Annotated in this window: 17 protein-coding genes and 1 pseudogene; 4 read left to right on the forward strand and 14 right to left on the reverse strand. The window is 34.9% G+C overall.

What is annotated here, in order from left to right; all coding sequences use genetic code 11:
- Nucleotides 1–6: 6 nt before the first annotated feature.
- The gene (locus J2Y40_RS22685) at nucleotides 7–735 is read left to right on the forward strand and encodes an SDR family oxidoreductase (RefSeq protein WP_310001560.1); all 729 of its coding nucleotides are present in this window, start codon (nucleotides 7–9) and stop codon (nucleotides 733–735) included.
- 58 nt (nucleotides 736–793) lie between these two features.
- Nucleotides 794–1,606: an AraC family transcriptional regulator gene (locus J2Y40_RS22690; protein ID WP_310001561.1), complete on the forward strand. Its 813-nt coding sequence runs from the start codon at nucleotides 794–796 to the stop codon at nucleotides 1,604–1,606.
- A 42-nt stretch (nucleotides 1,607–1,648) separates the two neighbouring features.
- On the opposite strand, the gene J2Y40_RS22695 is transcribed toward J2Y40_RS22690, so the two are convergent.
- From J2Y40_RS22695 to J2Y40_RS22705, 3 genes are all read right to left on the reverse strand, one after another.
- Entirely contained in the window at nucleotides 1,649–1,924 is a 276-nt protein-coding gene (locus J2Y40_RS22695; protein WP_310001563.1) for a hypothetical protein, read from the reverse strand.
- Between the two features lie 746 nt (nucleotides 1,925–2,670).
- Complete coding sequence (locus tag J2Y40_RS22700) at nucleotides 2,671–3,324, reverse strand: response regulator transcription factor (RefSeq protein WP_185151917.1); 654 nt, start codon at nucleotides 3,322–3,324, stop codon at nucleotides 2,671–2,673.
- Nucleotides 3,308–5,035 carry a HAMP domain-containing sensor histidine kinase gene (locus tag J2Y40_RS22705; protein ID WP_310001566.1) on the reverse strand — a complete coding sequence of 576 codons (1,728 nt, stop codon included), beginning with the start codon at nucleotides 5,033–5,035 and terminating at the stop codon, nucleotides 3,308–3,310. The genes J2Y40_RS22700 and J2Y40_RS22705 overlap by 17 nt, the downstream gene beginning before the upstream one ends.
- A 489-nt stretch (nucleotides 5,036–5,524) precedes the next feature.
- Here J2Y40_RS22705 and J2Y40_RS22710 point away from each other — a divergent pair, with 489 nt between their 5' ends.
- Both J2Y40_RS22710 and J2Y40_RS22715 read left to right on the forward strand, forming a co-directional pair.
- A complete protein-coding gene (locus tag J2Y40_RS22710; protein WP_153391510.1) occupies nucleotides 5,525–6,145 on the forward strand; it encodes a DUF1062 domain-containing protein in 621 nt (206 codons plus the stop codon).
- A 324-nt stretch (nucleotides 6,146–6,469) separates the two neighbouring features.
- Nucleotides 6,470–8,221 (forward strand): T9SS-dependent choice-of-anchor J family protein, encoded by a 1,752-nt coding sequence (locus J2Y40_RS22715; protein ID WP_153391508.1) that lies wholly within the window; start codon nucleotides 6,470–6,472, stop codon nucleotides 8,219–8,221.
- A gap of 64 nt (nucleotides 8,222–8,285) precedes the next feature.
- On the opposite strand, the gene J2Y40_RS22720 is transcribed toward J2Y40_RS22715, so the two are convergent.
- The 11 genes and pseudogenes from J2Y40_RS22720 to J2Y40_RS22770 form a co-directional block, all read right to left on the reverse strand.
- Complete coding sequence (locus J2Y40_RS22720; protein WP_153391506.1) at nucleotides 8,286–9,482, reverse strand: intradiol ring-cleavage dioxygenase; 1,197 nt, start codon at nucleotides 9,480–9,482, stop codon at nucleotides 8,286–8,288.
- A gap of 113 nt (nucleotides 9,483–9,595) precedes the next feature.
- Entirely contained in the window at nucleotides 9,596–10,465 is an 870-nt protein-coding gene (locus tag J2Y40_RS22725) for a LytTR family DNA-binding domain-containing protein (RefSeq protein WP_153391504.1), read from the reverse strand.
- Nucleotides 10,466–10,645: 180 nt separating this feature from the next.
- Nucleotides 10,646–12,397, reverse strand: a complete 1,752-nt coding sequence (locus tag J2Y40_RS22730) for a tetratricopeptide repeat protein (protein WP_153391502.1) — start codon at nucleotides 12,395–12,397, stop codon at nucleotides 10,646–10,648.
- Between the two features lie 965 nt (nucleotides 12,398–13,362).
- Nucleotides 13,363–14,586: a hypothetical protein gene (locus tag J2Y40_RS22735; protein ID WP_310001573.1), complete on the reverse strand. Its 1,224-nt coding sequence runs from the start codon at nucleotides 14,584–14,586 to the stop codon at nucleotides 13,363–13,365.
- 598 nt (nucleotides 14,587–15,184) lie between these two features.
- The gene (locus tag J2Y40_RS22740) at nucleotides 15,185–15,352 is read right to left on the reverse strand and encodes a hypothetical protein (protein WP_310001575.1); all 168 of its coding nucleotides are present in this window, start codon (nucleotides 15,350–15,352) and stop codon (nucleotides 15,185–15,187) included.
- A gap of 527 nt (nucleotides 15,353–15,879) precedes the next feature.
- The gene (locus tag J2Y40_RS22745) at nucleotides 15,880–16,530 is read right to left on the reverse strand and encodes a hypothetical protein (protein ID WP_310001577.1); all 651 of its coding nucleotides are present in this window, start codon (nucleotides 16,528–16,530) and stop codon (nucleotides 15,880–15,882) included.
- Between the two features lie 4 nt (nucleotides 16,531–16,534).
- Entirely contained in the window at nucleotides 16,535–16,693 is a 159-nt protein-coding gene (locus J2Y40_RS22750) for a hypothetical protein (RefSeq protein WP_310001579.1), read from the reverse strand.
- 323 nt (nucleotides 16,694–17,016) lie between these two features.
- Nucleotides 17,017–17,328 (reverse strand): hypothetical protein, encoded by a 312-nt coding sequence (locus tag J2Y40_RS22755; RefSeq protein ID WP_310001581.1) that lies wholly within the window; start codon nucleotides 17,326–17,328, stop codon nucleotides 17,017–17,019.
- A gap of 428 nt (nucleotides 17,329–17,756) precedes the next feature.
- Nucleotides 17,757–18,464 (reverse strand): hypothetical protein, encoded by a 708-nt coding sequence (locus tag J2Y40_RS22760; RefSeq protein WP_310001583.1) that lies wholly within the window; start codon nucleotides 18,462–18,464, stop codon nucleotides 17,757–17,759.
- 8 nt (nucleotides 18,465–18,472) lie between these two features.
- Nucleotides 18,473–21,991 (reverse strand): DUF6443 domain-containing protein, encoded by a 3,519-nt coding sequence (locus J2Y40_RS22765; RefSeq protein WP_310001585.1) that lies wholly within the window; start codon nucleotides 21,989–21,991, stop codon nucleotides 18,473–18,475.
- Nucleotides 21,992–21,996: 5 nt separating this feature from the next.
- Nucleotides 21,997–22,800 (reverse strand): annotated as a pseudogene (locus J2Y40_RS22770) (hypothetical protein); the annotation flags it as partial.

Genomic DNA, 22,800 nt, shown 5'->3' on the forward strand with positions numbered 1-22,800 from the left:
AAAGAAATGAAACAATTAAAAAATAAAATTGCTGTTGTAACGGGAGGTAACAGCGGTATCGGATATGCCTCAGCAGAGGAATTCATCCGTGAGGGAGCCTCTGTTATCATCACCGGAAGAAGAAAGGATGCTCTGGATGCTGCCTGCACGAAACTTGGCGCAGACGGCATCATAGCCGATCAATCAAATATAACAGATATAAAAGCTCTGGCTTCCGAAGTTGCCCAGCGCTATGATAAAATAGACATTCTGCTGATCAACGCGGGGATTACAAAAACAGCTTCCATAGAATCTACCTCTGAAGAACTGTTTGATGAAGTGATGAATATCAACTTCAAAGGCGCATTTTTTACCTTAAGTACTTTTATTCCTCTACTGAATGATAATGCATCCGTTATTCTGCTGTCTTCAAGCTCAGCGCATATCTCTCCTCGCATGGCCTCTGTGTATGCTTCCAGTAAATCGGCATTAAATACCCTGATGAAAATAGCTGCACTGGAATTGGCAGACCGGGGTATCCGGGTTAATGCTGTAAGTCCGGGTCCGGTAGCGACAGAGATTATGCAGAAGATAGGCCTTAACGAAAGTCTGGAAAATGCCATGCTGGAATCTGTTCCTCTGAAAAGATTCGGTAAACCTTCTGAGGTAGCCAAGCTGGTTACCTATCTTGCGGGTGATAATGCTTCATTTATCACAGGATCGGAGTTTCTGATCGATGGAGGGCAGAGTGTATGACAGAGAATACCGGAGTTTCCAAACAGATAAAAACCGATAAAATTCGCTATATTTAAACATGGAACATATCTCAAAATACCTGACCAAAGAGATTAAGCTATCCTGCTATGAGGATAAGCTGTTCAAAACGGATCTTATGTTTGAAGATCATATGCTGGTATGGTTTATTTCCGGCGAAACCAGGATTATTCAGGCAGATAAGACCTATAATTTTTGTGCAGGTGATATATTCCTGATCCCCAGAAATCAGCTGGCTACTATTGTCAACTACCCTAAAGGAGGGCTTCCCCACAAAACAGTTGTCCTGCATCTTTCTGTGGAACGTCTGAAACATTTCTATGAAAAAATTGATCTCCCGGAAACGATAATTCCCAACCAGCATATTTACAGCTTTAATAACCACCCTCTGCTGGACAGCTTTCTGAATTCATTGGTTCCTTATTTTGATATGAACGGAGCTTTCCCTGAAAATATAGCCAGCCTTAAAATTACAGAAGCCATTACGATCCTCAGAACTATTAACCCTGATGTAGACAGAGTTCTTGCCAATTTTGACAGTCCGGGAAAAGTTGACCTGGTTAATTTTATGGAACGGAATTTTATGTTCAATATGCCATTGGAGAAACTGGGATATTTAACGGGCCGGAGTTTGTCTACCTTCAACCGTGATTTTAAAAAACATTTTAATATCACTCCACAGAAATGGCTGATCAGTAAAAGGCTTGAACTGGCTTATTATCAGATAATGGAACATCATAAAAAGCCTAAGGATGTTTATCTTGAAGTAGGTTTTGAAGACCTGTCACACTTTTCTTTTGCATTTAAAAAGAAGTATGGAACCTCACCCACGATGCTGAAAGCAAGTTCCTGATCATTTTATTCTAAAATTAAGCATGGAATCATCTGAGATATTTCAATTTTGTTTCCCATTTTCAAAATGAAGATGCTCCATTGATGCACAAGTAAACCGTTGAACAAATTCTGATCCTTTTTGATATTCATTTTCTACTGTGAAAAAATCTTTTTGTACGGCCCAATCATATAGTCCTATATCTACAGGATATTTATTTAAGATCCCACTTAATGAATACTTTTTTATCCATTCTAATGCTTTCTCCAAGGTTGTAAAAATTCCTGATGGGAAACCGGAGTTTTTTCCAATAAAAACATATATATAATTATCTTTCATGAACGTATTCTCTCTATTACTGTAAGTTTTTTTGTCAAAATATATAGATCTATTAAATCCTAATGTAAAAAATTATTAAGTACAAAGAAAGATTAAAAACTATTTAAAAGTAATGGAGCCACCTGTAAAAATTGGAGAAAAACTCATTTTTATAATTAATCGCCGGGGGTTTTTAAGATAAACAAGGGCGCTTAGTTTATCTTAGAAATACAAAGACCTTATCTAAACTTACAGCTTTGAAAAAACAGAAATTTACACTAGCTAAGGATAAAATGAGGTAATAGGTTTGATTGATCGATTTAGGAAGCAGAAGCGTAAAAATTGTCGTATTTCCTTCTAACCGGGATAATTATAAAAATAAAAAAGGGAGCAGCTGCTCCCTTTTTAACTGTAGTATTAACCTAAAAAGACCAATTAAACTTCTTTATATTAATTTGTGTTTTTTTAATAATAGCTTTCAAGAAGCGGACTCTAAGGTCAAGCATACACATCTATTCATCTCATCACTTGCGTTTTCATCATTTGTGCTCTTTATATAATTTGTGTTTATTATTCTATTAGCAAGCGATCATTTACTATTTCACATATATCTTGATTGACTTAATGTTTTTATTAGTAAATTTTCTTGGTACAAAGTAACAACATTACAAAACAGGATGCACTATAATTTCCATCGATACCTGTCGATAACAGCATAGATATTTATCGATAAAACGGTTCTGATGATAAAAATTGAAGATGAAATTCTATATTTTATGATGGGTTTTGATGAGATCGATCAGCTCAACCAGATTTTCTATTTTTAATTTTTCAAATATATTTTTTTTAATAGTGCTCACTGTATTCTGTTTGATGCCCAAATCATTGGATATTTCAAGATTTCCATATCCTTCTGCATACATTTCAGCGATCTGCAGTTCTCTTTTGGTAAGACTGCTTAGCGGATTGATGAGACTCGGATTGTAGACAAACTGAACCAGTAAGTTTCGTAAAGTCTCAGAAAAGTACTCTCCGTTCTGTATAAATTTCGAAACGGCTTCTCTTACGTCCTCTTCTTCACTCAGTTTACTCAGATAGCCATTGGCTCCTGCTTTTATGAATTTAAGTGCATACAGATCTTCTTCAAGCCCTGTAAAGATTAAAATTTTAATATCAGGATTTACAGTCTTCATTTGTGATATGCTATGCAGGCTGTTTCCTTCCGGAAAATGAGCATCAATAATGGCCATTTCTATCTCCTTGGTTTTTATCAGCTCTACAATTTGCTGCAAGGATGAGGTATGATAAATTCTGGCGTTAGGAGCAATATCACTGACAACGATTTCCATTCCCTGCCTTACAATGCTGTGATCATCCGCTAAAAGGAAATTAATTTCCCTGTTTTCAATTGGCATTTCCATTATTATTGATATTTAAATTCATTCTGAATGTTATGGTTGTTCCTTTATAAAGCTTGCTTGTCACAGATATTTCACCATTAAAAAGCTCTACGATTTCCTTGCATAAACTTAATCCTAAACCGGCTCCAAGGTTGTCAATTTCATCAGACACAATTCCCTGATAATACGGTTCAAAAATTTTCTTAACATCTGTTTCTGATATCCCGACTCCCGTATCGGTTACCGTAGTGATCAGAGAAATTTTATTTTCACCTGCCGGTTCTGTAATCAGGGAAAGATCAATCTGTCCGTTTTCTGTAAACTTATTGGCGTTTCCAAGAATATTCATAAATACCTGATTGATCTTTATATTATCTGAATACACGGTCAGATTTTCAGGAATCCTGTCTGTTACAACAAATTTATTATTTCGGGTTTCTATGTAAGGTGTAATAACCTTTACAATAGAATTGATTTCATTTTTAAGATCAAAGACCGTGTTGATGAGCTTCTTATCTGCATCCTGATTTTTGGTGTATTCCAGAATCTGGTTAGACTGTAGCAACAGGGTGCTATTGGTAAATTTAATGGACTGGAGATAATCTTTTATCGTATCATCTTTTGTTGTTCTGTAGATCTTATCAATAAAAATATTAATAATCTTCAGTGGTGATCTCAAGTCATGACTGAGCATTCCCAGTATCCTGTTTTTGAAATTAAGGTTTCTTTTAATTTCATCATTGGCCGCGTTAAGTTTTCTTTCATAGATAAATGCAACTCTTGTAAAATACATAATCAGGATGGATACAATGAACATCAACACCATTAATCCCAATACCAGATACTTTCTGATCTTATTATTGGCCGAGCTCTGCTCATTGTATTCTTTTTCCAGTTCAGACTTAAAATCCTTAATGGCATTATCATATACGTCAATCAGACCGTTGCTGTATATCAGCAGTTTCCCGAAATTGGTGTAAAAATGCATATTATCCTTCTGGCTTTTAACTGCATACAGCTTAATTTTCTGTACTTCACCTGCATAATGCTTATCCATTGACTTCATGGTACTATCCATTTCTGATTTCAGCCCGGGCAGATCAACGGTTTTATTATTGGTAAGGGTAATTACTGTGCTTTCTTTTTTCACCTCAACTTTCCCCGTTATGGCATCTTTCAACCTTCCCATAAAGCCTTTCTTTTTAACAGTATCAGAATAGGTTTTGGTTTCTATACTCAGGTTTTCGAAGTTATTTTTATATTTCTTAGGTTCATATTGCTTATCTTCAATTTTAGCCGGTGGATTCTTAGAAGACTGGTATACGGAATCTATTAAGGTTTTAAGCTTTACAACTTCCATTGTATCTTTTTTCCGCCGTGCCAGATTAGTTTTCAACCTTGGATTGATGTTTTCATACTGATTAATTTTATCAAAATTATTCTTCAGCTTTTTAAGTGCTTCAAAATAGAGTTTCAGGTCTTTATCGTCCTGGGTTGCCATATATTTCTGGAAGTACTTCTGTGCATCCATAAAGTCTCTTCTTGAGTTATCAGTCAGACCTCCCAATGCCCTGCTGTCCTCCAGCTGGTCTTTAATAAACTTCAGTTTTTTTCCATTGACAGATTCGGTGTAAAAAAATACCGCTATAATAACCTGTATCAGTAAAATACACAGAATCAATGAATAATGAACAATTTTCCTCAATTTAAAATTTAAGAACTTATATTTCATAATTGTTTTATCCGCTAAATTTTAAGTCACTCAGTATTAGTTTTTAAATGATTCTGCCATTGGTACCAGGTTCAGTATCCGGCATATATCATTCAATTGACAAAGTTAAAGTAATTTTTGTCTTGTTATAGCAGTAAATATCCGATAAAGCCATGAAAAAAGCTTCCTGACCATAATAAAATCATCAATAAGCCTTTAAAGTTTCAGGTAAATTGACTATTTTCACCTTGTAAAAGTAAAACAACCTATTTTGAGGACCACTCTTAAACTTATTATTACCGCTTAGTATCAGCTTCATTTACTGCAGCTGATCATTCTTTTGTCCGGGTAATTCTGTCCGGGCTTTATTTCATTTCATTCTATTATTTATTGTACTGTCAAAGGCGGTGGCATCTGCTATTCATGTTTTAGCTGCTGCAATTCTGCAAAAACAGTATACAGTGAATAATGGGTCAAAATTATCAAAGAATACTAAGCTAGACCGTTATAATGAGTACAGAACATATATGGGAGATTAAAGCAAGGAACACTCCCCTTCTCAAAAAAAGATGCAGCCATTGCGACAGCACAAAATTTTACTGCAGTGAAAAATTCAGAATAAACGCCCAGAAAAAAAATATTGATATCTGGCTCATCTACAGATGCATAAAATGCAGCAACACGTATAATATGACCATCTTTTCACGTATCAGAGCAGAATCAATTAACATGGAGTTGTATAAAAAATTTATGGCCAATGACCCGGAAACAGCCTGGGAATACGCTTTTTCTCAAGAAATGAGACGAAAAAACAATACCGAAGCTGACCTGGAGAGTGTAAAATATGATGTGTTGCACAACTCCATTACTTTAGAAGATATTATAAATGAAGACTGTGAAACAGTAACCTTTACCATCCGGTATCCTTTTGAGTTTAACCTCAGATTTTCTTCTGTTATCCGGATTGGGCTGGCTATTTCCTCCTCCCAATTAAACCGGCTCATTGAAACAGAGGCGATTTCTGTTCACGGAAAACCTCTGCAGAAGAAACACAAAACTAAAAACGGAGATATCATCCGGATAAACCGGGAAAAACTGAAAAGTATTTATTACTATAACAAACGAATATAAATATATTCCGACGATTATAGGCCATTTTGAAAAACCTTCAGATCAAGAATCTGGAGGTTTTGTTTTTTACTATTTTAAATCAGAATGCAGCATTAATTTCTCTCAGTACACATTTTAAATATTCAGAATACTATAACGTATATTGAATTTTATTGAATCAAAATATTTTATTATGTTATTTTTTTATTAATAAAATGACAAAATACAATTATATCTTTATAATCAAACAATCTATATTTGAAAAAGATTCATGTGAATTTTTTGATAAAAAATGGTAACATGAAACTAAACAACCATAATGAAAATCTTTTAAAACGTTAAAATATGAGAAGAAAACTACTCACTGCCCTATCCGTAGGGGTCATGGCTTTTTCATGCACTGCGCTTTCCGCACAGGATTATCAAAGTCTGCAGATTCAATCAGGATTTACAGCTGATGTTATTGCCAACGGCATCGGAGCTGCCAGTACCACCACTACTTCAGATGTGGATGGGGTGAGCTATGCATTTGTAGCCAGAAACTTTCAGCTTACTTCTTCAAGCACTCCTATTAATTTCGGAATTCCGGTAAATGGAGTGATCAATTCTGTTGTAGCTGCTACTCCGGGATTATCGTATCAGCTGGCGTCTCTGGATGCAAACAATTCATTGCGTCTTGCTGCAACTAATGATTCGGGAACACTTACCCTGGCAACACCTTCCGCTGCATTAAAGCTCTACCTTCTTGCAACAAGCGGAAGCGGAACATCTACGGTATCGGCTACTGTTAATTTCTCAGACGGCTCTAACCAAGTCTTTACGGGAATTGCTTTATCGGATTGGTATGGAGCAACAGGCTTTGCTATTCAGGGAATAGGAAGAGTAAGTCTTACAGACAATGCCACAGATCCTGCAGGCGGGACCAATCCAAGATTGTATCAGAAAGAGCTGGTACTGGATGCAGCGAATCAGAGTAAAATCATTCAAAGCATTACGATTGCTAAAACAGGAGGAACCGGAATCCCTAATATCTTTGCTGTATCCTCTAGTTTTGTTCCGGCGTGTCAGTCACCAACCAACATTACAGCGGTACCAACTTCACAATCTGCCCAAATCAGCTGGAATGCACCGACTTCAGCACCTTCTGACGGTTACGACTATTATTATTCTACAAACTCTACTCCTCCAACGGAAAATCCTTCTCCTATGGGTTCTGTAGGTGCAGGAGTAACAACGGTAAATATTCCGGGGTTGAATGCTGTCACAACCTATTATTTATGGGTGAGATCCAATTGCGGCGGAGTTAAAGGGCTATGGAAACCATTTACTTTCTCAACCCTTTGCGGAGCTATTAACCTTCCATGGACTGAGAATTTCGACAGTATGACAAGCGTTGGACCTGTACCAACATGCTGGCTGAATGTTACCGGAACCAAAGCATGGGTATCCTCCAACTCCACTTCCTACAACACTCCAAAATCAGCGCCTAATTATATGAGAATACCATACGGTAACACCACTGCAAGCCAGTTATGGACACCGGGTTTCAATATGACAGGTGGTACGACTTATACATTTGCCTTCAACTATAATACAGGAGGTACAACGAGCAGCTATATTGGATATACAGGAAATGTAAGAGTAAATACACAACAGGCGATAACCGGAGCAACTGATTTGGGAACATTTATCACTCCTGATATAGGAACCACCACCTATGTTCCATATTCTGTAACGTTTACCCCTCCTACTACAGGTGTTTATTACTTTGCCCTAGATGTTTCGTCTACAGGAGCTCCATGGTATCTTGGAATAGATGACCTGAAAGTGGTAGCAGGAAATCTGGCAACCAGCGAAGTGAAAACAAAGCAAAATACAGTACAAATCTCTCCTAATCCGTTCACTGATATCGTTATGATTTCTCAGATAGAAAAAGTGAAAAATGTAACAGTTTCTGATGCCTCAGGAAGAGTACTTAAAACAATAGAAAAACCAGCCGCCCAGTTGAGTCTTTCAGATCTTAACTCCGGAGTTTATTTCTTAACTGTAGAAATGACAGACGGAACCAAACAAACCATAAAGGGAATTAAAAAGTAAAATAAAAACAGTGAATTTTACAGAATGGCCGGAGCTTTTTCCGGCCATTTTTCATTTACCTAAATTATTCATATTCCGTTTCCGGAAGATCAAAGTAGTCGCCCTGTGTATTGTTGAGCGCATCGGAAAGTTTTTTAAAATTTTCAGATGTTGGTTGCAGATCAATGTATTTATCAACAATACTCCTGTGTTTGTAGATGATAAAAGTATTTTTAACCTCAGGATTTATTTTGTTCAGATAAGCTTCAGTTGTTTTGTCCGTAAATGAAGGAACAAAAGTTAAAGCCATATTTTTAATGTGCAGCTCCATTCCCAGCTTTTCCAATTCTGCCTGCCTGGACTGCTTATTATAGTTTTTTTCATCTCCATATATAAAATAAACCTTCAGATGCTTTTTTCTCTTTTCGCTTTCCTGTTCCAAAAACCACAGCCAGTTTTTTATTTCATTCCGGTCCGGTTGATTTCCTACAAAATATAAAATACCGTGATAGCGTCCATATTTGCATACAGGACAGGTTTGTGTTCCCTTATCCAAACCGTATGCATGAAAAGGAATAAATGAAGGCTGATCTTCACCAATATTCAAACCCGATCTTTTTGATGTTTTCAATTTTTTGGGATAGTCCGGAATATTCAATCCAAGTACGATATCGTGTTCAGCTATCTGCACATTGTTTTTTAAAAGAATTCTTACAACACCGCTCCCTCCGCGATTTTCAAGAGGATGTTTCTTTTTGTAGGGAATAAGCAGTTTGTCATCATCAAAATTAATTTCATCTGTATAATATTCATTCTTCACATCAGGCTCTTTAATGGATAAATGAATATGGGCAGGCAGAACGTCATCAGGATAAGGGGCAGGACGGATCGTCTTAATTGTATATTTTCCCTCTGCATCAGTCTTTACCCAACCCCTGATATGACCGTGACGTTTTGTTCTCTCATCCATATCATTTGTAAGCGTGTAATGACCTGTATGATCTGTCTGCCAATAATATATAATAACATCAGGCGCAGGGGTTTTCCCATCCAGCTGAAAAACAGTTCCGGTAACTACTAATTTTTGCCCGGTTTCATCCCAGCCGGGACTGGTTTCTATGGAAGATATTTTTTCCGGCATACCTATGTACATCAGTTCGCAGCCATCACAGCTACCTCCCACCGTTTTATTATTTTTCTTTATAGTATTATTGGTTTGTCCATCGCAGGCAATAAACAACAACAGAAGAAAAATTGTTTTGCAGATCATCAGATTTTTCATTGTACAGAATTTTCAGCAAAGAAATCCTGTAATTCATTCTCTTACAAATAGAATATCGTGAAATGAGGTAATTTTACCGTAACCTGAGGGGTATTTATATTTCTGATTTTTGTTCAGTTGATAACTGATGGGAATGTTTTATTCTCCCCATGAATCGTTCCAAATTTCATTTTAAAATCTGATGCATAATTACGGCTGATGCGTAAAACCGCACCATCTGAGAGAGTAACATCGTAATCTCCGTTTAACCGGGATTTGTAGGAAACAGCTTTTTGAATATTGATAATACTTGATTTATGGATTCGGACAAACTGTGTAGGGTCCAATTGTGTTTCTAACGATCTTAAAGTGCTTGTCAACAGATATTTTTTTGAAAGATGATGTATGTTAATATAGGGTGAGTTAGCTGAAAAATACAAAATATCACTGATAGCCAAGGCCAGTTTTTGATGATTATGATCTGTAACGATAATTGAACGGATAAAGTTTTGTTGACAGGTTTCTTCATCTGCTTGTGGCTGGTTTATATTTTTACTCAACAGCATCCATGCCACCAATGAAAAGCCATACACAAGTACTGTTTTGATAAAATAAGCCGACAATGCAAAGTTGAACGTCTGTTGATAAGGAAATGTATGATCATACCATATTTCGGATAAAAACCAGACTAATGCGGGATAAAGAAGCAGATGAAATGTAATGACTGCAAGCGTTACGGCCAACTTCAATGCGACACTATTCATTTTTTTCAGCCCGGCAGAGAGTAAGGCCCACAAAGGAAAAAACAAAATCCAGTAAGAAGCACTGAATAAAAAAGATTCTGAAATATAAAATGTACTCTTTTGAAAAAGTGTATATAAATAATCCAAAAGCACATTAGCCATCATGAACACAGCAATGCATCCGGCAAAAATAGATTTCCGTTTTTTATTATCCTGAAGCACCTCGTGTATAGACGGAACTGTTATAATATTTTTACTCATAATAGGATTGAATAAAACATTTCATGGCTAAAAAAGACATTTTTCCTTTCAATAAAAATACAAAAAAAATAAAAACAGGACAGCTATCTTTTTAACATGTCCCATCTTAAAATATGATTTTCAACAAAATAACTAATACACTGAATTAATTTTGTTTTACTATATTTTATTCAACATAACTCATATCGTGTTTAGAAATTCATTTAATCCTTCCTCTCGTTCTAATCCCATTTTTGATTTGATTTTCGTTTTATATACCCTCACACTTCCCGAAGTAATTCCTTCAAGCAAAGAGACTTCTTTTGATGAAAGATTGAGCTTAAAATAAACACATAATTTAAGCTCCTGCTCTGTAAGACTAGGAAACTGATGAGAGAGTTTCTCCGTAAAGAGCTTATTTTCCAATGAACTTTCATTAATGAAGTCATAGTTTTTCTTATCGATCTGGATCAGGTTATTAATTTTGAATTGTAATTCTTTCAAATTCTGCTCTACATCAGTCTTTTTGGTTTTTCTTATCTTTTTCAGATTCTCGAGAAGAGCTTTTTCGGTTTCTATTTTCAGATTAAGATTTAAGTTGAGGTTTTTATTTTTTTCTTTATGCAGCTGTACATCCTTTTCCAATAATCTTTTATTTTCCTCCAGGATGAGCTTTTGATGCTCCAGAAGTTCCTTTTCTCTTTTATTTTTCTTTTTGGTGTACGTGATGAGCCAAATCAGAAATAAAACTGTAAATAATGCCAGAGCCAGAAGAGCCCAGTTTCTTTTTTTGTTTTCGGCCATTTTACGATCATATTCCTCATCTATCTTTTGTAATACATAATTATACAAAGAATCAGATACTTTTTGTAACTTTTCTTTAGAATCGGTATCATGCTGATGTTCTAAAGCCGTCAGGTTTTTGGATACCAATTTTAAATTCTGAAGATCATTTATTTCCGAATAATAGTCCTGAAGCATTTTATTAGCTGTAATTTTGAACGGAAGCGTGTTGGCTTTGGGCTCTATTTCAATCAGAGAATTAATTATTGATGCATACTTACCTTTTTCTCCTGATTTTTTGTAGATATCAATCAGTTTTTGAATAGCACTGATTGAATCATCATAAAAATCTATTTTTTTGTAATGCTCCAGTGCTGTAAGGAGTAACTTTTCTGCCTGCTCATAATCTTTTTTCTCTGTAAGATAAATAGCAAGAGGGCCCTTAAAATACTGAAGATAATACTGTTCCTCTGAAGTTAATTTTTTCTTCTCATTTAAAATACTAATTGCTTTTTGAGCGTTTTCAATGGCCAGATCAATATTTTTTTGCTTTTCATACACTGTGCCCAGATTGCTGTACATAGAGGCAATATAAAGGATATAACCCTTTTTCCTTCTTTTGATGTAGCATTCCATAGCTTTATTGTAATAAAGAAGCGCCTTATTATAATCTTTTCTGTCATAATATAATTTGCCTTTCAGGTGGTACATATCTGGTAATAAGTACATTTTACCTATTTTTTCATCTATTTCTATGGCTCTATCCAGAAATTCCATGGATTGGGCAGGGGAAATATTCAAAAACTGATAAGCCAGGTTAAAGTTACAGGTAATCGTTATATAATCATATTGATCATTATTCAGGTTCAGAATTTTATAAATCAAGAAAACTTGTTCCGTATCGGGAAATTTGTCATGATGGGTAAATAGGCCACAATATTCACTGCTTATCAGATAAAGACGATCACCGGTTTTCTTATACTTTTCCAGCTCTCTCTTTTTTAATGCATTGATTTTTTCAGGCTGATTAATCATTGCAAAGGACTCGTCATTAAATTTATAAAGATAATCGTTACCCTTTTCTACAGAAGAAGTACAAGAGCATAACAGGATAACCAATAAGACAAATAATGAAATTAATTTAACAGCTAATAAATAGACTTTGCACATATAGGGTTTTATACAAATTTAACGCAAAAGATACTCCATTATTTCTTATATTATAAAATATTAACATTCGTATTTTTTTAATCATATGGTTATCAATATCATAAAATCCCAATCTTTTTTTTCACATGCAATTATACCAGTTAATCAATTGATTACCATGGTTCCGATCTTATACTTAAAGCGTTGAACGATAAAACATCACTGAAAAAGACTTTATTGCAGAAAATTGGGAAATCACAAAACTTTGGCAATTAATGACAAAAACGGAATTATATAATAACCAGAGGTTCTGTAAATCAGATCCCAGTTCACCTATATTTTCCGGATCAAGGAATTCCATTCCAAAAACATCTCCAAATAGAGGTAATGTTACTTATATACAGTAATTCTGAACTCTTCTGTTTAAGCCATTTTCATACATTCAATTCCAGATAATGATACAATATCCAGTGAATTACATCTGAGGAATTTTGGATAGATATACTTTTTTGAACTTAAATTTGGTTCAAGTAAATTTTTATCTGCTGCCAGATTTAATATATTCATTTTGTAACAAATCAGAATATAACAAAATAAGAGAATTTTAGCAGCCACAGTTATATTTTGCTGCAGCTTTTCTAAACTAAAAATGATATAAAACTGTTTCCTACAGTCTAATCAGAATAATAAAAACTACCCAAAAAACGTAATTAATTACAACAAAATAGTTTCCTTCAGGTAGCTCAGATGTTGAAAACTTCAAACCGTTTAGTTCTTTGTTTTTTTATTTAAACCTTGCAGAGAGTGAGGGATTCGAACTATGCCCCTTATATTTTTGAGTATCAAAATATTAATATTTCACAATATGAACATTGCCACGAATTTGGCACAGCCGCTAAATATTTTAATTCAGCTCTGTGAATAGATCATTACCCATAATAAAATGAATAAAACATTGGGGATTTTCCCCAATGTTTTTGTAAATGTTAATAGACGTCATTCTGAAAAGAATTTCCTTCTTGTTTGTGTGTACTGAATAACCCATTTGGTTTGAGCCTTTTTTGCTGATTATTTCCAGCAACATCGTCAGTATACTTCATCAGTTTTACCCTCTTTCTCTTTTTAGTAGTATTAGAGTCCAATGATTCAGCAGTTGAGCAAATAACAAATGCCGATCCACTGAAACCTGCGCTGATTGTCGCCCTGTATTTTTTCCATTTACTTTTCTTCTTTCTGTAAGACTTCGTAATAGATTTCGCTCTTATTACTACATTACCGCCTCCATTTAACAATCTACCATATTTATGCTTCCATATGATCCTCCTGTCTCCACTAAATATGTGTTCGTCTTTTTCTTTATTGTTATCCTTACATTCGCTGCCAGGTTGTTGGCCAATTACACCTACTACCGCACCAATATCTTTAATGCTTACTTTATTAGGAGTATCAGATGCGTTTATTAATTCAGTAACTTGGGCCAAGGTAGCTCCATTGATATTTGTAGGGCTAACGATATTATTTAGAGCAGCTATAACTGTGGAAAGTGAGCTTAAATCATTAATTTCAATTTCAACAGTCCCCCAATCAAATTTTTTATAATAAGTATAACCGCTTTTACAATTGCCTATAATAAACTCAGATCCCACACTCAATAATGCTCTTTCCGTTTCATCATCAATATAGTGACTATCGGGATTAAAATCCAAGTTCCATGGCCCGTCACCTTGTTGACTCAACCACTCATCTTCTATAGTTTCGATATGTTGCCTTAAAGAGCAAAAGCCCAGCTCTTCTTCAAATTTCAGCAATGGCAGATCCTCATTAAATCCGACTTCATCTGCATAATCATCTGCTTCAACATCAGTCATGCTGGCAGTTTGTTGGTCAAAATCATCGTTATGGGCATCAATCATTTGGTCAAGTTTTAAGATTGAATTTTCATAATCTTGTAAAGTTGGAAAAATTAATATATTATTATGGCATGTTGTTGAAATTCCATTTTCAAGATTTACTGCTTTTACGCCTGGAATAATTGTACTTTCAACGGCAGAACTAAAAAGCTCACAAGCTGATTCTTTCGAGGCTAATTGGGCTGAGTTTTCTTTTGAGTTTTCCCGCTGGTTTTCTGTTTCAAGTTCAGAAGTACATGAATATAACAACGAGGTTGTAACAATGCTCATTGCTATAATAAGGTTAATTTTTTTTCTCATAAATAATTAGAAAATTGATTTAATGTTATATAATATTTTGGTTATGTTTAGCTTGTTTTGGTTGGGCAGATAATTGCCAAGCTCGAAATTATCTGCATTTTCATGTAAGAGTTTCATTGTTTGTTTTATCAAAAAAAATTAAATTAATGGCGCCAACTTCTTTTTACTTTGAAAAGATTTATTGAAACAATCCTTTTTGTTTTCTTTGATTATTTTACAAATTTATACCTGCGTAGCGACAAAACTTGACGTATTATAATTGTCTCTTACAAATTTTCTCTAAATTTTCTCTATTAGTTTAAGATTAATATAGTTAGATTAATGACTTACAAAGATTAAGATCAATGCTATCAGTCAGATTTCAAAAAGAGCAGAGGCCATCCAATTTTAGACAGCCTCTTAAATGATGATTTGTTATTATATTCTTACTTATCTTCTATCAATTCTAAAAATAGATCTTGTAAATTTTCATTTATCCTATCCTCACTGCTTTCAGTAGTGAGGATAAAATCTTCTTCGATTCCATCGGCAGAATTAACCCCGTCTAAGATCCCTAGGATGTGAGACAGTGTGTTGATTTCAACAATCCTTAAAAAGTTTAGAAAATTTTTTTTTCTTCTTTAGAGAAGTTAATATATATAGGCAAAATACCTTTCCACACTGGATATTTTGCCTCTGGCGTTGTATCTAATAAATCTTTGTATAGATCTAAATTTCCTTCTATTACATCTCTATCAAGAATTTTTACTAATGTTTCTGGCTTCATATCAGAAAATCAAATTTTTTAAAATAATAATCACTGAAAAATTGTTATAAATTTTCAGTGTCAGCATTACTTATATTATGCTTCGCTAATACAGAATATGCCTTATCTGAAATTGCCAAAATATTTTTCTCTGTAAGAAAAAAATCATCTTTAAAAGCAATGCCATGTATATTTGCCCAATAGAAATTTGGAAGTTCTCTGGTAGGATAAAGATCCAAAAAAGTTTCTGATTTGGAAATCAGAACTTCCGCAAAACTAATCCCCCCAGATTTTCAGCAGCTATAGATTTCTGTCATGATTCTGTCATGATATAACATGGAAAAGATTCTAGAATATCGTCGCCTAGCCATCCATCAAACTGATAATGAAGATTTTTTATTAGAGGCGAAAAAAAGAATGATCCATTTCAGCATTGTCTCCAAGACTAGCTGTTATTTCAGGTTCAATAAGTTTATACATTAGCAATAATTTTGGATGGGAAAACAAGAGATAGTTTTATGAAAAGATTACCTCTTATTAATTTTTGCTTATACAGTATCAATTACATCATCATCTTTTGAGATAACAATATTATCTTCCTGCATCAGAAATCTATAGCCAAAAGGTATGGCTAAATATTTCAAAATATCAGGACGTGAAAAAGCCACATGATAAAAATGCACCAATTTTAAGGTCTTAATATCATCATTATAATCATCTGTTATTAGATACCATCCACATTGATTTTGTGGTAAGTCACCATATCGAATTCCCTCAATATCTTTTCCTTCGTAAACACCATCCGATATAACAATCAACTGATTGAATGTCGGGAAACGGGGAATAAGATTCAATTGCCCACACATTTCGCATTGTTGTCTAACAACTTCAATTGCTACATCACAACCTTTATTAAATCCACTACCGTCTAGATTAGCTTCATACAGATCATAACATTCATTTTCACCCAGTCTAAATTGTAAAAGCCAGGAATAGTAACCAATATTTTGATTTTCAGACACAACTGGCTTACTATCAACAATATAATCAACAATATATTTAATAACTTCTATATAATCTTCAGACTGATTATTACCAATGGCAACTCTAATCTCTTTAGAAATATAAGAAACTAATTCTTTTGTCTCAATATAAAGATTGTCCACTACATTTATTTGAATTCCTTTGTATGTTATCATATTTTTAGTAATCGGTTTCAAAAATCATCCGAACTCTTCTGAGATATTCCGCCAAAAGCTCTACAATATCTTCGTCTACGACATCATAATAAATATCATCTAATTCTTTAAGAGGTTCCTCTAAAACATCTTCGTCGTATAATTTCTTAAGAGACTTTTTCATTAAAGCGTTTCGGAATTCAATATCATTTAAACTAGTTCACTGTACAATTACTGTGAAGACTCCAATTTCAATTAAGGATTCGATTGTTACGTTTGTAAATTGGTCATAAGAGTTCGAAAAATATTGGTGAAACCCTCAATTAAAAACCTAATTTTCCAATATAACAGTTAGATAAGTGATCTGTAAATCTAAGGGTAGATTTATAACATAAGTATACCAGAGAGGTATTTCACTAAAAACCATTCTTTTCTTATCCCTTTTGTAGATTCTAAATACTTTTTTCTATAAGTTCTTGATTATTCATAATTATAAATTGTTGGATTTTATTGTAGATTTTCGTAACCACTTTTACCTTCTTTTCTTAAAAACAATAAAGCACATATTATAACAAAACCAAATAACCCAAGTAGGGATAATAAAAAGCCAGATCCATTAATAAGATTATAAACAAACATAAATAATGAGGAAATACCAAGTCCATATAAACCCCATTTATTCCATTTAAAAAGCAAAACGGTAAAGTAAATGTCTAATATGCTTAAAATTAGTAATGTGATATTTTCAAAATTTGTTTCATTTGAGATATTAATCATATAATTCCGCACTACATAAGCGTCTACGATTAAAGTTATCATCAAATAAATGGTTAACAATATATGCATTTTTTTATTTTTTATTAATTTCAATTACTAAACATTTCCTTTTTCATAAGTTGTTTTTGTTGTTGCTTTATTCGTTTTGGTTATTTCCATATAGTTCTCCTTGTCTTTTTTACAAGACGGGAACAATAAAATAGTTATCACAACCGGAAAACTCAAGCTTCTCATATTATCTTTTTTTAGCCTTTATTACACTATCAATTTTTGCTTTGGCATAAGGATTTGAAATTTCATCATAGTTGTTTCCTGTATGACAATTTTGATCAATATTTCCAACTTAAATTACTTAATAGCATTTTTATCCTCAGATTGTACCTTAACATTAATGATTATAGCTGTTTTGCAAGCCTATGAACAAAATTCCTCGTTAAAAGACAACAGGCCACTCATTGAGTGGCTTGTTATTATTTTGACTTTAAAAGTTCTACGGTTGAAGTTGAAAGTTTTTGATTTATGGTATCTAATACATAAATATCGTTCTGACCAATATCTCCATTCTCTAATTGAAACATTTGCCAAAAATTGCCCCGAATAATTGTCTCTTTATTCATATTTATTGGAATCAAAAATTCACAATCAAAAGAATTCTTAATTTTCGTGCACTTGCATTCTAAATGTTTTTTACCTTCCTCATTAGAAAAATAGCCATAATATAACTTTCCTTCAGATCGAACAGCTTTTAGCTGATCTGGCGTGTAAAATTTATACTTTATAGAATTTATCGTTTTTTTTAAACTATAAAATTTGCTATTTAACGTATCTATTTTTCCCTTTTGATATAAGACAAATTGGTTAACAAATTCTTTATTATCGATGATTCGATATTCAAGTCTTGCTATTAATTCGTTAGTCTTACGGTCTTTTGCTTCCCACCATCCAGTCCTTTTGTTATTAGGTTTCACATATCCCACTATATCATAAGCGTTAAATTTTCCAATTATTTTATATATGGAATCATTTATTTTATGTTTGCCAATATTCGTTAAGTTTTTTAAATCAGTTGCAGTTGAAAAATACTGAGTTGAGTTTAAATCACTATAACTTTCCTTTTTTTGCTTTTTACATGAAAAAAACAAAAACAAAAATACGTATACTACAATATACTTATTCATATTCATTTTTAATATTTAGATCGTTTTGTTGAATCTGCTGTCTTATAAACTCTTTCCCAAGCATTGTTCCAAGTTTCACCCTTCTTTACAGGTGTTTGATACAAAGTGTCTTGAATTCCTTCTTTGTTAAAGGTATAATCTCTTAAATAAACAGTGTCATTTTTACTTTTTCCAGTTATTGCAGACACCCCCAAGTCAATTAATGACATGAAATCTACCATAAAGTTTACCTTGTCTGTATGATCGTTCCCTCTACTTAAACTATTAACCATTCCTCCCATAAAACCATCTAAACTCACTATTTTATCTATATCACCTCTAAAAAATGGGTTTTCATAATTTAATGGTGCCGCTCCTCCTAGGTTAGTATAATAATTACCTCCTTCGTCTCCTAAATGTGATAACCATTTACCAAGGTCAAAACCAGGCTTACTCGTAATTGTTGTACCTATCAAGGTTGTCGCCGATTCCCCATTATTGAACAACTCTCCATCTACTGTAAATGATCCATCAGAATTTAAATTATATTCCTGAACAGTCTGTCCATTTTCAATACCAAGTACCTTTGTGTTGTTTATAGCCGTTAAGTTGGTTTGACCTTCAATTTCATCACTACCATCACGCCAGTGAATATTTTGTGTCATATTATTTTGATACCAATCTTTTCCCTTTCTCCCATCCGGATCAATAAATCTTATCGGATTATTATAGGCATAGGTATAAGGGCTCCATCTTCTAGATGTTTCCGCCAGCGGATCCACAACACCCCATCTTCCCAAATCCGGCATATACATCCTCGCACCATAATCATACATTCCTGTCTCCTGTAGCTCTTTGCCGTTGTACTTGTATTGATAAGCATTCTGTGTTGTTGCTGTGTAATCATGCAGCAATCCAAAAGGATAATAACTATTTACCTCTACAATTTCTCCAGGTCTCCAGTCATCTATACAAAACCAGCCTGTACAATTAGCTGCATTGTATCTTCTTGGCTGGATAATTCCATCTCCGCTTTTATCTGTGTAGCTTAACCTTACATTTCCTAGATGATCGGTGAAATTGTAGACATAACGGTCCAAAAGAGCATCATAATATCCTTCCGAGGTAGGGATGATCCTGAGCTTTAAGACTGGAACTTCATTGGGGCTGGGATGGTAAGTTCCTTCTCCATTCCATGATTCTATACCAAACGTAGATTTATACTGAAAGCCATCCAAATAATAGGTTTCCAGGTTCTTAAAGAGCTTCTTTACTTTTACTCCATCTGCCCTATAGGTATATTGAGTGAGATTTGAGTTTTGGGTAATCTGTTTCGGTAAATTTAAATAATTATATTGAATTGAAGAAATGCCTTTATCCGGGTGACTGGTCATATTCCCATTGCCGCTGCCATTATCATTATCATTATCATTATCATATCCAATTGTCCCGGGATAGGCAAGATATGGATACCCTGATGGATTCTGCTGAGCATCGGTCACCTTAGTCAGCTTATTGCCTGTATAATCATATCTTAAATCATCAATCACAACAGCTGCTGTATTTCCTGCCTGCAATGCGCCTGATCTTTTCAGCCTCGTAATGTTTCCGTTCATATCATATTCAGGAATTTCAAAATATTCTTTGGCGGTTTCGTTACCCTGTTTCTGGTAAAAACCTGCTGAAAGACGGTTTAATCCATCATAGGTATAGCCATAGCGTTTTAACGGCTCGTTTTCTTCGGTTAATGTTTTCCAGGATACTTCTGCAATGTTACCGTTGAATTTAGGCTTTACCTGTAAGCTGCTGTAATCATTGTTCGGGGTCTGCTGTCCTTCTACCTGGTTATAGTTGATCTTATAACCAAACAGATCATTGCCCAGATTCGTAGGATCATTGATTTGGGTCATCCATCCCCTGATGTTATACAGATAGTTAATCGTCTGTAATGGTGATCCGACATTGGTCCCTCCAACCTTCTTAACATCCAGCTGGGAAAGCTCATTGTAGCTGTTCTGGGCCAGAATCTCTTCAGGATTATTGTCTATCTGATGCTTATGAACGAGCAGCCTGTTCTGATGATCGTACGTGAAATTTTCTGTAATCACTCTTTCGGTATCGGTGCTTAACCTTTTATGCCTTGTTACAGATTTCTGAACGGTTCCTGCGAAATCCAGTTTGGATTCACTGTGGGTGTAACCTCCTAAATGATTGATAGAGTGAGTTCCAATAACTCTTCCTTTGTTATCATAATAGGAATAGCTTTTGGTCCAGTTATCATCTTCGATGTTCTTTACCAGAATCATCACCGGAAGTCCTGTGGTACTTCTTCCATCTAAGGAAGGGGTATCAGTCAGAACAGTTTCTCCTTCAATGGATGATGGAAAAGAAGGATTAAAGCTGTACTGGGGATAAGTATCATAATAGTTGACACTCAGAACTTTTTTAAGAACATTAAAATAATCATTCGTATACTGAACATTCATCCCATCCTGGGTAAATCCTCCGGAATGTCTCTTTTCTACAATTAAATTAGGGTCTGCCTGAGCCTGCATACTGCTCCTGCTTCCTCCTGCAATGATCGCAGTATAAGCAACCCGGCCATAGGAATCATATTTCGTGAGCAGCCATTCGTTTTTCTGCTCTAAATTAGCATCCTGGGTGAGAACCAGACGATCTGCTTTATCATACACCATGTATTCCCAGCCTTTTCCCGGAAGCTTCTTTTCTACCAGACGGTTTTTGCCATCATAACGGTATTGGTAATAAAGGTTTTCCATTGTGGCCGGCTCTACGGTTGGGGCAGACGCTAAAGGAGGAATCACAAAAGCCAGCTGGTCATATTCGTTATACACATAATAGGTATCTGCATTCTCTGAGGCATTTAATACCTTTCTCACCAAAATGACCTGACCTTTTCCGTTCTTAAATTCTATGGTTTTATTGCCATCTTCATCGGTAACGGTGTTTTTATAGAGCTGTGAAGGACCAAAATACTGTGTAAGCTGAACGGAGGTCTGGGTTCTCCCGTCTGTCCATGTTGTGGTGGTTTGGTATTTCCTTACATAGTCTTCATTACTATTGGCATCATAATCGAATTTAACTGGCTTATCAGTCCATGCAGTTCCTACCTGTTTCTGTTTCAAAATCCGGTCTAAAGGTGAATTTTCAAACACTTTCTCTGCATAGATTTTCTCAGCTCCGTAAGGTGTGCTTGTCGCATAGACCAATGGATCAGCAATGATAGCTCCGTTTAAAGTTCCTCCCTGGGGAACGGGAAGGTAATCTTTAACCTGTCTGCCAAACTCATCGTAGGTAATATGGGTAACCACGTCTCTTCCCAGGGGAGAGGCTTTTACATTAACTACTTGCTTGGGCCTTCCGAGACCGTCAATATACTGGACGGTTTCTACGGTTTTGGAAGGCTCGCCTGCTCCGTTATAATCAAGGTATGTCTTGGACTGCACGTAATTTTCTGTATCGGTAAGCTGAGCCTGGGCTAAGCCTGAGACCAGCAGGGTACCTATCGGGATTATGTATTTTTTCATCGTTATTAATTTTTATAGTGGTATTGGTATTCTTTGATGATTTTGCCGTTAACATCCTCTACTTTTTGAAGTCTGTTAGCAGAATCATAAACATATTTCTCAAGGATTCCTGATGGCGGGGTAATGCTGGTTACTCCAATCAGCGGATCATAGCTGTAAGTAGTAATGAGTTTTCCAGCCAGAGATAAATCTTTCCGAAGCCTTTGATAACCGATAAGCAGCAATGGTTCTTTAGTAGGATCCAATGCATCTGCATCAGAATCGGCTATATACGTTGAAATCATATTTTCAATCTGGCTGTAAGTAACCCCTTCAATTTTAATAATAGGCAGCGTTTTGTTATAGCCCCAGACAACACTTACAGGAACTCCGTCTTTGGTTGTGTATTGCAAGATATTTCCTTTGCTGTCGTATCGGTCATAGGTAACCTCTGTGCGTGCTGCTGACGGATTCTGTGTATCGTAAGACTGGAGAGACAATGGCAGAACAAGGTTTCCGGCTACAGCGTGTGGTAAAGATGAAGGATAGATCGTTTCTGTCTTAGACAATGTCTTGGTGATATTTCCAATCGTCTGGGTAACCTGCGTTTCCAGCGGAATATCAATCATATTTTTATCAATCATCAGCTGGCTTCCCTTATCGTGAGCATACTGATAGGAAGTTTGCTGGGTGGTACCGTCAGAAGACGTTGTTGTAGCGTTCTTCAGATTGATAGGCTTATTGATATCCGTATCAGAGTACGTATAATCCGTTATCGTTTCTATCACTTTATTGTTCTGGAAGTATTCCGTGGTTTTAGACTGTTTCTT

The sequence above is a fragment of the Chryseobacterium sp. 2987 genome (assembly GCF_031456375.1).
In the GTDB taxonomy this organism is placed as follows: domain Bacteria; phylum Bacteroidota; class Bacteroidia; order Flavobacteriales; family Weeksellaceae; genus Chryseobacterium; species Chryseobacterium vaccae.

Excerpts from the sequence above, each read along its gene's own strand:
- J2Y40_RS22690 (WP_310001561.1), top strand. The coding sequence starts at position 794 with ATGGAACATATCTCAAAATACCTGACCAAAGAGATTAAGCTATCCTGC.
- J2Y40_RS22700 (WP_185151917.1), bottom strand. The coding sequence starts at position 3,324 with ATGGAAATGCCAATTGAAAACAGGGAAATTAATTTCCTTTTAGCGGAT.
- J2Y40_RS22725 (WP_153391504.1), bottom strand. The coding sequence starts at position 10,465 with ATGAGTAAAAATATTATAACAGTTCCGTCTATACACGAGGTGCTTCAG.
- J2Y40_RS22730 (WP_153391502.1), bottom strand. The coding sequence starts at position 12,397 with ATGTGCAAAGTCTATTTATTAGCTGTTAAATTAATTTCATTATTTGTC.
- J2Y40_RS22760 (WP_310001583.1), bottom strand. The coding sequence starts at position 18,464 with ATGAATAAGTATATTGTAGTATACGTATTTTTGTTTTTGTTTTTTTCA.
- J2Y40_RS22745 (WP_310001577.1), bottom strand. The coding sequence starts at position 16,530 with ATGATAACATACAAAGGAATTCAAATAAATGTAGTGGACAATCTTTAT.
- J2Y40_RS22750 (WP_310001579.1), bottom strand. The coding sequence starts at position 16,693 with ATGAAAAAGTCTCTTAAGAAATTATACGACGAAGATGTTTTAGAGGAA.
- J2Y40_RS22685 (WP_310001560.1), top strand. The coding sequence starts at position 7 with ATGAAACAATTAAAAAATAAAATTGCTGTTGTAACGGGAGGTAACAGC.
- J2Y40_RS22735 (WP_310001573.1), bottom strand. The coding sequence starts at position 14,586 with ATGAGAAAAAAAATTAACCTTATTATAGCAATGAGCATTGTTACAACC.
- J2Y40_RS22705 (WP_310001566.1), bottom strand. The coding sequence starts at position 5,035 with ATGAAATATAAGTTCTTAAATTTTAAATTGAGGAAAATTGTTCATTAT.
- J2Y40_RS22765 (WP_310001585.1), bottom strand. The coding sequence starts at position 21,991 with ATGAAAAAATACATAATCCCGATAGGTACCCTGCTGGTCTCAGGCTTA.
- J2Y40_RS22755 (WP_310001581.1), bottom strand. The coding sequence starts at position 17,328 with ATGATAACTTTAATCGTAGACGCTTATGTAGTGCGGAATTATATGATT.
- J2Y40_RS22695 (WP_310001563.1), bottom strand. The coding sequence starts at position 1,924 with ATGAAAGATAATTATATATATGTTTTTATTGGAAAAAACTCCGGTTTC.
- J2Y40_RS22715 (WP_153391508.1), top strand. The coding sequence starts at position 6,470 with ATGAGAAGAAAACTACTCACTGCCCTATCCGTAGGGGTCATGGCTTTT.
- J2Y40_RS22720 (WP_153391506.1), bottom strand. The coding sequence starts at position 9,482 with ATGAAAAATCTGATGATCTGCAAAACAATTTTTCTTCTGTTGTTGTTT.
- J2Y40_RS22710 (WP_153391510.1), top strand. The coding sequence starts at position 5,525 with ATGAGTACAGAACATATATGGGAGATTAAAGCAAGGAACACTCCCCTT.
- J2Y40_RS22740 (WP_310001575.1), bottom strand. The coding sequence starts at position 15,352 with ATGAAGCCAGAAACATTAGTAAAAATTCTTGATAGAGATGTAATAGAA.